Origin of the sequence: Prosthecobacter sp., from assembly GCF_044222565.1 — a bacterium.
Classification (GTDB): domain Bacteria; phylum Verrucomicrobiota; class Verrucomicrobiia; order Verrucomicrobiales; family Verrucomicrobiaceae; genus Prosthecobacter.
The window spans coordinates 1-9862 of sequence record NZ_JBGANA010000016.1 but is presented as its reverse complement, the minus strand read 5'-3'; the positions used below and the strand labels follow the sequence as shown (position 1 = coordinate 9862).

Genomic DNA, 9862 nt, shown 5'->3' with positions numbered 1-9862 from the left:
CAGAGAAAAGGATCTTGTTCGGGGGAGGAACGGGAGAATTTAAGAAAGGCGGAAAAAAGAGGCACAAGAATGCAGGCGGGTGGCGTTGAGACACTGCTGCACTTCTTCCAATGCAAACCCTAAAAAGTCGCAAGCGTTCGACCCAACGAGCGTTTCGTTCTGGGATGGGTCGGCCGGTTTGTTTCTCATGTAGATGCTATGCAATGGTTGGGGCACGAATACGCGACGGGTTTATGACACGGATTTTGAGCCAGCGTTCAGAATAGCGAAAATGGTTCCGCTCCGTCAATGCAAATACATCGACTTTACGAATTTTCGGCATTGCAATTCTTCACGGCACCGCCACCGCAGGTCCATCTAAGATTTCCACTCGTAAGGCCGCCAAGTCTGCGGCGTCCCGCGTGACTAACACACTGATTCTGTGTGTTCCAGGTGATAGGTCAAACGCCTGCTCAGGGTTGAGTTCCTTGAGTTCAGCGCCGTCCACCGCGACCACAATGCCTTTCACGGAGCTAAAGCCCAGCTTTACCTTTCCCCCGGCATCGGATTTCAGACCGAATTGAATGATTTTCGGGAACCACGGATACATCTTTTGCGCAGCGGGCAAATCGGCCAGCGGGAGGTCGCCATTGACCTGGCTGAGGGCGATCTGCCAGGGATAGGCGTAATTCTCATCGTTGAGAGCGAAACTGCCAACATGGCGCACATGATCGACGTCCTTCTGCTCCATTTTGCCCATCGCCTTCCAAGTGCGGACGTAGCGGTTGGGCTGGGTTTTGTAGGCCCCTTCCCTGCCGAGCTCGGAGAGGAAGCGCACGAGATCGACAAATTCGTCCTCCCGCAGGCTGGCGGTGAGGCCGGGGGGCATCATGCTCACGGGGCTCATCTGGCGGCTGGCGATGGCGGACTTGGCCACCTTGACGATCTGGTTGGCGGGGTCACGAATCGTCAACTCCTCGGCACCGTCATTGATGAGGCCGCCGGAGATGACTCCGCCGTCCTTTTTACTGACGATGACCATGTGGTAGCCTTCTTTGATTTTCTTGCTGGGTTCCAGCAGGCTTTCGATGAGGTAGTCCACCGGGGCGCTGGCGCCGATGCTGACGAGGTTTGGCCCGAGGACGCCGCCGGATTCGCCAATGGCGTGGCAGGTGGTGCAAAGCATCTGCTGGCGGCGGTAAACGGCCTCGCCGCGGGCGGGGTCGCCCTGGGACTTCACCTTGGCCACGAGGGCGCTCATTTCCTCGGCGGTGAGGGGGCGGTCCATCTGCTTGACGCCACCGGCTTTTTTCAGCGCGTCTGCCAGCGGGCCCTGGATGCCGCGGGAGGTGACCATGCGGATGCCCTCCACGGCGACGGAGTCAAGAATCGTCTTCCCCTCCAGCTCCTTGGCCAGCACGGCGGGGAGCTGCTTGTTTTTGAGGAACACGGCCAGGATGGGCTTGGCGGACTCGACATCTGCCTTGGCGAGGAATTCCACGGCGCGCTTGGCGGCGAGCTGCGGGCCGACGCTGGTGAGGCCGTCGATCATGAGGGCGCGCAGGCTGGCGTCCTGGGATTCCACGAAGAGCTTGTCAAAGAGGTCGCGGGACTTCACGCCGCCGAGGGCGGTGAGGCCGCGCATGGCGCCATCGCGGATGGGGGGGATGGTTTTGGCGTCGGTGAGCAGGTCCACCAGCTTTTCACGGGCGGGTTCCACCTTCCAAAGACCGGCGAGGATGGCGGCGCGATGCTGCACGTGGGGCTCGGGGCGGTCAAACCAGGCCATGACGGTCTCTTTGGCGCCTTCAGGGATGATTTTGCGGTCCGTGGCGGCTTTGACGAGGGCGTCCTGCAGGCCGATGTAGTAAGGGGCCATGGCGGCGTCATTGACCATGTCTGCCATGAGCCGGGCCTGGGCGGCGTCTGCGGCGCCTCCGGCCATGCCGAGCACGGCGGCGGCGTCTTCCTCGCTGAGCTTCCCGCTTTTCAGCGCGGCAAAGAGGGGCGGCAGGGCATCGCTGCGGCCGGTGCTCTTCATGGCGTACACGAGGTGCTTGGGGCGCTCCTCCAGCTTGAACTTGCCGCTGGCCACGGCGGGCATCCAGATGTCTGCCTGCTCGCGGCAGGTCTGCTCCAGCAGGAAGTCCAGCGACTCGTCCATGGGCTGGTCTAAAACCTTGAGCGCCAGGCTGATAGCGGAGGGCTTGCGCATGTCTGCCAGCACGGCCAGCGCCCACAGTCGCACCTGGGCATTCTCATCTGCCACGGCCTTTTCCAGCACCTTCATGGACTCCGGATATTCCTTCCAGCGGTGGCTGAGGATGCGCAGGGCGGCGGCGCGGACGCGGTAGTCCGGATTTTCCCACAGCCGGCGCCAGATGCCGGGGGAGAAGGAATTGGTGCCTTCCCGCGCCCAGGCGGCCTCCAGCAGGGCGTGGGTGTCTGCCTCCTTGCTGGCGTCCAGCTTCGCGGCCCACTCGTCCAGGGCCAGGGTCACCTTCTCCGCGCCCTGATCGCGCAGCTCGCGCTTGGCAAAACGGCGGACGTAGTTGCGGTCTGACTTCAGCATTTCCAGCAGGTCGGTGGTTTTGGCACCGGCGATCTGGGGTTTGGGGCTGAGGGGGCGGCCTTTGACGGAGACGCGCCAGATGCGACCGTGCTGGTGGTCGCGGCGCTGGTCACGGAAGTCCACTTCCCCGTGCTGGATGATGGGATTGTACCAGTCGGCGATGTAAAGAGCGCCATCGGGCCCCATTTTGACATCGATGGGACGGAAGGCGCGGTGCGTGGAGGCGAGCAGGTCCGGGAGCTGCTTGGCGATGTAGCTGCTGCCGCTGGGGGTGAGCTGGAAGCGGTTCACGCGGTTGCCGCGGAAGTCGTTCAGGACAAACGTGCCCTGCCAGTCCGCCGGGAAGTGGGGGTCTTCGATGATTTCCAGGCCGCACTGCTTCGGCTGGCCGGGGCTGAGGCCGTGGAGGATGCGCTTGGCGCCGGGGGAGGTGGCAAAGACGGAGCCGGGGAAGATGAAATTCACCCCTTCCCCGCCCGCGCCATCGCAGGCAAAGCTCTGGCCCCAGCGGTCGAACTCAAAGCCCCAGGGGTTGATGAGCCCTTTGCTGATGATTTCCGCCCGGCGCGTCTCGGGGCGGAACTCCCACACGCCACCGCCCATGAGGCGGCGCACGCCGTGGGGCGTCTCCATGTGGGTGTGAATATAGATGGACTGCAGGAAATACAGCATGCCCTCCGGACCCCAGCGGAAGGTGTGCAGCAGGTGGTGCGTGTCCTCAGTGCCGAAGCCGCTGAGCATGACGGTGCGCTCGTCTTCTTTGAGATCGCCGTTCGTGTCCTTCAAAAAGAGCACCTCGGTGGAATTGGCCACATACAGGCCGCCGTCTCCGGGAGCCAGCGCGGTGGGGATGTGCAGGCCTTCGGCGAAGGTGGTGGATTTGTCGGCCTTGCCGTCGCCGTTCGTGTCCTCCAGCACGACGACCTGGTCCTTGGCCTCTTCACCGGGCTTGATGTGCGGGTAGGTGGTGCTGGTGACGACCCACAGGCGGCCCTGCGCGTCCCAGTTCATCTGCACCGGCTTCTGGATCATCGGCTCCGAGGCAAAGAGATTTACCTCAAAGCCCTCCGGCACCACGAAGGCCTTCAGCTCCGCATCAGGGTTCGCGTCCGGCAGGTCAGCCAGCGAAGTCGGCTGCGAGGCATGCGCCGAATACGCGGCGAAGCTGAGCGAACCAAGAAGAATCAGGGCAAGGCGGGAGGTCATAAAAAAGGGAGTGCAAAATACGGCGCTGCGGCGGGAGTTTGGCAAGCTTTCTCTCAGGGGAAATGCGGAGGGGGTGGGGAGCGCCTCTCGCCGGTTGAAACTGGCTCAGCCAGCATTTAGAATCTCTTAATGAGTACCGTCCTTGAAATCGAAAAAGCAATCGAGACGCTGCCGCCCGAACAGTGGCAGGAACTACGCGAGTGGTTCATGGAGCGTGATGCCACGCTCTCCGCTTCTGCGAGTGTGTTTTCCCTCTACGATGCCGAGGAAGGGGCGGAGCAGCAGTGGCAAGACTGACCGCCATGCGCGGCGAAATATGGCTCATTGATCTGGGCATGACGCAAAAGGTTCGGCCCGTGCTCATCCTCAGTGTTCGTTACAAGGATGAAGAACGGGCCTTGGTGAGCTATGTGGCGCGCACAACGAGCACACGTGGCACGGAATACGAGGTACCCCACGAACACGCGAAGTTTGCCCCCGGCGTGTTTGATGCGCAATCAATCGGCACCGTCCCGGACGTGCAATTGATCCGGCGTCTGACTGTTTGCGATGATGCCACCCTGTCAAAGGTCGAAGCAGCCCTCAAGCGCTGGCTCGGCCTGAGCTAGCAAGCCCCTTTCACCGCCACGCACTCACCGCCGAAGAATGCTCGCGGTAACACTTCTCAAACGCGGTGCGGGAGCAGGGTGAATGTGGCACGCATCCAGTTGAAATCAGTGCCGCAGTCTCTTAGAATCAGCGCATGAGCACCGCCGCCCTCAACATCGCCGAACTTGTCGAATGTGCGCTGTCCATGCCGCGTGCGGAGCGCTCCTACCTCGCCACCAAGCTCATCGGCAGCCTGGATGAGGACGATGATGTCGAAGTCAGCCAGGAATGGCGGGATGAACTCAACCGGCGTGTGGAATCCGTCCGCCTGGGCACTGCGCAGCTTGTCCCGCACGAGGAGGTCATGAGCGGTGCCCGCGAACTGGTGGCCCGCATCCGCAAAGAAAAGCAGGCCGCATAAGCCACCTCTGGAACAGGCATGCCCGGATCGAATATTACGATCTGCGCATCATTTCTGTGATGCACCTGCACCGCCGTCCTGGCTACTGGAGAGACCGCCTGCAGTGAAAGATGAAACGAGTGGTAGAAACAGGAAACAAACGCCCGGCATGAAAACCAGCCATGCACAAGCACTCGAGGAAGTGACGCACCTGTTTTTGAACATACGCAAGCAGCCGAAAGGAGATCAGGATGCAGGCTGGGATGCGCTGGAGCGCCGCATGACACAGCTCTTTGAGGAAGGATGGACCCGCAAGGAGCTATACCATCTGGCAAGCGAGATTATGACATCCTTCTCATCTCTACCAGAAGAGCATTATGATGATGTGAGCAATTATTTGGATGGATTAATCGGGTGGGTGGCGACTGGATGCATCACACGCTTTCCTGGCGAGCCGACGGACCCCGATGAACTGGCTGCTTACGTGCTCGGAATGAAGTGGCTGGAATGAAGGTGAAAGCACCGCCTCTACCTCCAAGCCCTCACCGCCGAGGAATGCTCGCGGTAAAACTTCTCAAACGCCCCGCGTGACCCATTGAAGAAACTGCGGTCGCAGAAGTGGCGCAGGGTCACGCGGCCGCCGCTGCGGGTGTAGCCGCCGCCTACGTTTCCGGTGAACTCCGGCCCGAGCAGCGCGGTCTTCGGATGGCCGCTGATGTCTCCGCAGTACTGCCAGAAGGTCCAGCTGCCAAACACACGCGGCACGCTGAAGGTCATGTGGTGGCCGGACTGCTCGCCATAGCGCGGGATCCACAGGCCGCAGGTTTTTAGGATCTGACGCTGGTCGGAGGTCAGCGCCTCCAGCTCGCGCTCCTGCTGGGCGAAGGTGGGCATACCAGGAAGTGGCACACTGCAATACAGCAGCGGCCAGACGCCCGTGTGTGCGCGCACCTGCTGCGCCGCAGAGGCAAGCTGCGACCACGACACGCGGTCCCGCCCTTCATTGTCCAGCACCATCATCACCGCATGCCCGCTGGTGCCGTTGCGATGCGCAGTGGCGGCCACGGTGTGCACAAAGCGCTCGATCTGCGCCTGCAGGTTTCCCGCGCGGTTCACATAGTGATACGCGCCCCACTTCAGCCCGGCCACACGCGCCGCGTGCTCGCGCCGGGAGTAGTCCACATCCGCGCCAGAGCCGCCGCGCGTGGCGCGATGAATCATGAGCTCCACCCCCATGCTGCGCAGCAGATCTGGCCGCACCCCGCCGCCATCCCAGCCGAAATCGACCGTGTTGTTCAGCAGCGTCGTGCGCGCCTGATGCGTGGAGACCGTGACCGTGCGAATGGGAGCGCATGACCCGAGAGACAATGCCGCCGCGAGTGCCGCAGCCCTGCTGAAACGAGAGAACGCGCGTGAAGTCATGCGTGCTGTTTTAGCGGGAGGCGGGTGGGACCGAGTCCATACCTTTCGGTCGTCCTTCGCGTTCGGACCTTTGCGGTGCGCTCCCCCCTTCCGCAGGAACAGGGCTAGTCCAGGCGGCTGGCGAGCACGCCTGACAAGGCAGCTCTTGCCACCTGATTCCCTGGACCGCATCCTTGCCCCATGAGCGAGATCACCGAGGCCATCTAGGAAACCGTGGTGAAAGCGGGAGAGCGCAAACTGAATGCGAGGATCGCTCTGCTGGTGGCCATCACGGCGACGGGGATGACCCTGTGCAATATGAAGGACGGCAACGTGGTGCAGGCACCTGTCACGGCTTGATCTCACCCCGCTTCAACGCCTCGACTGCCAACTCAAACCCCGCCGCACCAGCCTTTTGCAGCCAGAGGCCTGCTTCGATGCGGTCTTCCAGCGTAGTTTTTTCTCCAGGAATGGTGAGGTAGACAAACATGGCGTGCTGCGCTTTGGCGTTGCCCTGGATGGCGGCGATTCGCAACCACTTGAGCGAGGCTGCGGGATCGTGCGAGAACATCCAGTGCTGATGGATGGCATAGGCAGCCTCCGAGTCCCCCAGCTTGGCCAGGCGAGTTTTGGAGGCGAGTGTTTCGGCCGAAAATATTCCGGAGGCATGCATCGGCGGCCCTGAATCTTTCTCTTTCCCCATGCAGCAGCAGAGCGGGAGGAGGAGCAGCAGCGCAAAATATCTCGGACGAAGGTGAGCACGCATGATGAAACGGTGCCTGCATCCGCTCTTCTGACAAGGGTTTTACGGGCGGCCGTTTTCACCAAAAAAGCGCGGCACCCGTGAAGATGCCGCGCTTGGGACAGTGAATGACTCAGGCTTTCTTCGTCTGAATCACCCGCTTCGATCAACGATGGAACCAGCGGTGGAAGATGCTGTGGTGTTCCGCCTGATTGATGCGTCGGGACTGCAGGTTTTCCTCGCGGTTGAGCCGCAGCTGCTCACGCGCGGTCAGGTGACCGCCGTGCCGGGCGAGGTCGCGCGACTCCTGGCGCTGGATGTGCTGCTCGCCGCGTTCCAGGCGGTTCGCCTGTCCCGGACTGAGCCGACCGGTGGCGACGCCGTTGCCGATGCGTCGCTGCTCATTGTTCAACCTGCCGCTGACTTCATTGACCCGCGGATGCCACGGCCACGCGGCGCTGGCATTCTGCGGCAGTGCGGCGGCACCAAGCACGGTGGCAATGGCGATGGGGAGAAACGTTTTCATGGTGATGAGGGGGTTAAGGATTTCTGTGTGTTTGCGCTCATTCGAAAATCGAGCGTCATCGGTTGAGACGCCGCTCTCCAGACGACGATTCAAACAAACCGGCGCTGCAAAATCAGGCGCGCGGCGGTGCTTGCGTGGGCTGTGCGCCTACATCGCGCGGCATGCAGCGAAGGCGCTGGCTGCACGCGCAGCGGTTCAGCACCTGCCGAATAAGCTTGCACCATTTCCGTAAAACCGAAAACCTCCCCGATATATCAATTTGGCCTGAATCCGCACGGCATCGTTCCCGTCTGACACCGCACCACACGCAGGCCCGTTCTTCTCAGCGCGTTTTCTTTCCACCTCTCACCACTGACTGCTCCCGACCATGAATCTCCCGCGCCTTTTCACCGCCGCTCTTCTTCTCCTGGCCGCCGGCCTGCCTGCCCATGCGCAGACCAGCCGCATACGCGTGAGCGATGCCGCTGCTCCGCCGCCGCTCTCTGCCGCGACGCTCAGCACAAACTACCGGCTGACGCTTGCCGCCAAGTCGGGCGAAAAGGCCCTGGGAGAAGTGTCCGTGCTCACCTGCGCGAAGGCCATCGATGCCTCAGGCATGCTGGAAAAACCCGCCGATGGCGCTCTGCCCGCCACGCAGCTTTCCCTGCGCGGCACGCTGGCGGAGGAGGAGGGCGGGGCCTTGCTGCTGACCTACTCTTTTGCCGTGAACGCGCCGGTGATCCAGTCCACCTCCAGCTTTGCGGGCTCTTCAGCGAAGCGCCAGGAGGCTGAGGCGAAAGCAGGCGAGGCCAAGCCGGAAACACCGCGCACCACCGTCACGAGCATCATCAATTTCCGCGACAATCTTTCCAGCGGCGCGGTGCGGGTGAAGGCCGGCAAAACCTACGAGCTCGTGACCACGGCGGGCGTGGTGTATTCGCTGACGATTTCCGCCGAGCCGCTGAAATGAAGCCAACGCCGCATCCCGCTGCGGATGCGCTGAATCTCCACCCACTGCATCCGCATTTGCATTCACTCCGATGAAATCTTCTCCATTCCACATGCTGCTGGCGCTCGCCCTGGGTGCGGGCCTCACACCGGCCGCTGCGCAGCGCCCGACGGATGTGCCACCACCTCCGGGCCACCGGGAGGCCGAGCCCGAGACCACGATGCTGGGGGCCAATTACCGCATCGCCATCACCACGACGGTGAATGGCAAAAAGCAGAGCGAGCTCGCGGTGCTGACCTGCTCCTCTCCTTTTCAAATCAGCGGCTTCGCCATCGAGCCGACCGCTGACGATGTCAAAGGCGAGCCCCTGACCCTGCGCGGCGCTCTGGCCGAGCAGGCAGACGGCAGCCTGAAGCTGAGCTACGACATGCGGGTGGATACGCCGGTGCCCATGCAGACGATAGGGCTGGCGGGCACGGCCGAATCTCTGACTTCCACGTTTCAATACAAAAAAACAGGGGCCATGGGCATGCTGCTGCTGAAGCCGGGACAGAGCTACGAGGTCATGAAAATCTCCGGCATGGTCTGCGCCATCACCCTCACGCCCACCGAGACTCCGCCAGCCCCGAAGGTGCCGCCGACACCGCCCGCCGAAGCCTCGCGCCCTGAAAACAGAAGACCCGCCACCGCAGAGCGCAGAGGCCCCACGGAGGAGGACAGGAGGCGCTACGAAAGCCTCTCAGACGATGCGAAATCCAAATTTCGTGATGCCATGCGGGAACTCTTCAGCGATCAGAAATTCCGAAACCTCCCCGAGGAAGAGCGCCGCGCACAAATCCAAAAAGCCTACATCAAGGCCGAAACCGAGGATCGTGCGCAGAAAAAGTGAGGCAGAGGCAGAGGCAGAGGCAGAGGCGGCTGAGGATGACGGCGGCACGCAGCAGCATCGAGGTGCCGCATACCACGGGCTGGTAGGAACGCGCTGCGCCGCGTCCGAAGAATCCTTCGTCCCGGCGCGGCCTCGCGTCCCCCACGCACCGCACCTCACCCACCGTCTCCACGCGCCGCTACCCAAGCCGCACCGCCTCGCCGCCTCCCCGCTCCGCTGCCTATCCCCACCTCAAGGACGGCGAACCTCTTTGATCGCCCTCGACGCCACAGACCCAAAACCACGGACCCGACGCAGCGGTTCCCTACCACCGCCTCTCGATACCACAGGCTGGTAGGGACGCGCTGCGCCGCGTCCGAAGAATCCTTCGTCCCAGCGCAGCCTCGCGTCTCACACGCTCCGCACCTCACCCACCGTCTCCACTCGCCGCTACCCAAGCCTCACCGCCTCGCCTCTCCCCGCTACCCGCTCCACTGCCTCTCCCCGCCTCAAGGACGGCGCACCTTTTTCATCGCCCTCGACGCTACAGACCCATAACCACGGACCCGACGCAGCGGTTCCCTACCATCCCTTCGCTCTGACCCACCGCCTACTGCCCACTGACCACCGCTCACCGCTCACCGCCCACCAC

The 9862-nt window shown here is 62.5% G+C and carries 11 protein-coding genes; 7 read left to right on the top strand and 4 right to left on the bottom strand.

The window, feature by feature from the left end:
- Positions 1–331 precede the first annotated feature (331 nt).
- On the bottom strand, positions 332–3757 hold the full coding sequence (locus ACILSR_RS21700) for a PVC-type heme-binding CxxCH protein (protein WP_395751893.1): 3426 nt from the start codon (positions 3755–3757) through the stop codon (positions 332–334).
- A gap of 129 nt (positions 3758–3886) precedes the next feature.
- Between ACILSR_RS21700 and ACILSR_RS21695 the strand changes: the two genes are divergently transcribed.
- The 4 genes from ACILSR_RS21695 to ACILSR_RS21680 all read left to right on the top strand — a co-directional run bounded on the left by ACILSR_RS21695 (position 3887) and on the right by ACILSR_RS21680 (position 5256).
- Positions 3887–4054 carry a hypothetical protein gene (locus ACILSR_RS21695; RefSeq protein WP_395751892.1) on the top strand — a complete coding sequence of 56 codons (168 nt, stop codon included), beginning with the start codon at positions 3887–3889 and terminating at the stop codon, positions 4052–4054.
- A gap of 5 nt (positions 4055–4059) precedes the next feature.
- Positions 4060–4365, top strand: a complete 306-nt coding sequence (locus ACILSR_RS21690) for a type II toxin-antitoxin system PemK/MazF family toxin (protein ID WP_395751891.1) — start codon at positions 4060–4062, stop codon at positions 4363–4365.
- Between the two features lie 134 nt (positions 4366–4499).
- Positions 4500–4766 carry an addiction module protein gene (locus tag ACILSR_RS21685; RefSeq protein WP_395751890.1) on the top strand — a complete coding sequence of 89 codons (267 nt, stop codon included), beginning with the start codon at positions 4500–4502 and terminating at the stop codon, positions 4764–4766.
- Between the two features lie 148 nt (positions 4767–4914).
- A complete protein-coding gene (locus ACILSR_RS21680) occupies positions 4915–5256 on the top strand; it encodes a hypothetical protein (RefSeq protein WP_395751889.1) in 342 nt (113 codons plus the stop codon).
- Between the two features lie 17 nt (positions 5257–5273).
- On the opposite strand, the gene ACILSR_RS21675 is transcribed toward ACILSR_RS21680, so the two are convergent.
- Positions 5274–6167 carry a GH25 family lysozyme gene (locus ACILSR_RS21675; protein WP_395751888.1) on the bottom strand — a complete coding sequence of 298 codons (894 nt, stop codon included), beginning with the start codon at positions 6165–6167 and terminating at the stop codon, positions 5274–5276.
- A gap of 213 nt (positions 6168–6380) precedes the next feature.
- Here ACILSR_RS21675 and ACILSR_RS21670 point away from each other — a divergent pair, with 213 nt between their 5' ends.
- Positions 6381–6506 (top strand): hypothetical protein, encoded by a 126-nt coding sequence (locus tag ACILSR_RS21670; protein WP_395751887.1) that lies wholly within the window; start codon positions 6381–6383, stop codon positions 6504–6506.
- Here the strand turns inward: ACILSR_RS21670 and ACILSR_RS21665 are convergent.
- Together ACILSR_RS21665 and ACILSR_RS21660 are read right to left on the bottom strand one after the other, a co-directional pair.
- Positions 6496–6912 carry a hypothetical protein gene (locus tag ACILSR_RS21665; protein WP_395751886.1) on the bottom strand — a complete coding sequence of 139 codons (417 nt, stop codon included), beginning with the start codon at positions 6910–6912 and terminating at the stop codon, positions 6496–6498. The genes ACILSR_RS21670 and ACILSR_RS21665 overlap by 11 nt on opposite strands.
- Before the next feature lie 142 nt (positions 6913–7054).
- Positions 7055–7414 (bottom strand): hypothetical protein, encoded by a 360-nt coding sequence (locus ACILSR_RS21660; RefSeq protein WP_395751885.1) that lies wholly within the window; start codon positions 7412–7414, stop codon positions 7055–7057.
- Positions 7415–7781: 367 nt separating this feature from the next.
- On the opposite strand from ACILSR_RS21660, the gene ACILSR_RS21655 reads away from it, so the two are divergent.
- Together ACILSR_RS21655 and ACILSR_RS21650 are read left to right on the top strand one after the other, a co-directional pair.
- Positions 7782–8363, top strand: a complete 582-nt coding sequence (locus ACILSR_RS21655) for a hypothetical protein (RefSeq protein ID WP_395751884.1) — start codon at positions 7782–7784, stop codon at positions 8361–8363.
- Positions 8364–8433: 70 nt separating this feature from the next.
- A complete protein-coding gene (locus tag ACILSR_RS21650) occupies positions 8434–9231 on the top strand; it encodes a hypothetical protein (protein ID WP_395751883.1) in 798 nt (265 codons plus the stop codon).
- The last annotated feature ends 631 nt before the right edge of the window (positions 9232–9862 follow it).

What these genes read in the sequence shown, in the direction of transcription:
- ACILSR_RS21660 (WP_395751885.1), bottom strand. Translation starts at nt 7,414, where the DNA reads ATGAAAACGTTTCTCCCCATCGCCATTGCCACCGTGCTTGGTGCCGCC.
- ACILSR_RS21680 (WP_395751889.1), top strand. Translation starts at nt 4,915, where the DNA reads ATGAAAACCAGCCATGCACAAGCACTCGAGGAAGTGACGCACCTGTTT.
- ACILSR_RS21675 (WP_395751888.1), bottom strand. Translation starts at nt 6,167, where the DNA reads ATGACTTCACGCGCGTTCTCTCGTTTCAGCAGGGCTGCGGCACTCGCG.
- ACILSR_RS21685 (WP_395751890.1), top strand. Translation starts at nt 4,500, where the DNA reads ATGAGCACCGCCGCCCTCAACATCGCCGAACTTGTCGAATGTGCGCTG.
- ACILSR_RS21700 (WP_395751893.1), bottom strand. Translation starts at nt 3,757, where the DNA reads ATGACCTCCCGCCTTGCCCTGATTCTTCTTGGTTCGCTCAGCTTCGCC.
- ACILSR_RS21695 (WP_395751892.1), top strand. Translation starts at nt 3,887, where the DNA reads ATGAGTACCGTCCTTGAAATCGAAAAAGCAATCGAGACGCTGCCGCCC.
- ACILSR_RS21655 (WP_395751884.1), top strand. Translation starts at nt 7,782, where the DNA reads ATGAATCTCCCGCGCCTTTTCACCGCCGCTCTTCTTCTCCTGGCCGCC.
- ACILSR_RS21690 (WP_395751891.1), top strand. Translation starts at nt 4,060, where the DNA reads ATGCGCGGCGAAATATGGCTCATTGATCTGGGCATGACGCAAAAGGTT.
- ACILSR_RS21665 (WP_395751886.1), bottom strand. Translation starts at nt 6,912, where the DNA reads ATGCGTGCTCACCTTCGTCCGAGATATTTTGCGCTGCTGCTCCTCCTC.
- ACILSR_RS21650 (WP_395751883.1), top strand. Translation starts at nt 8,434, where the DNA reads ATGAAATCTTCTCCATTCCACATGCTGCTGGCGCTCGCCCTGGGTGCG.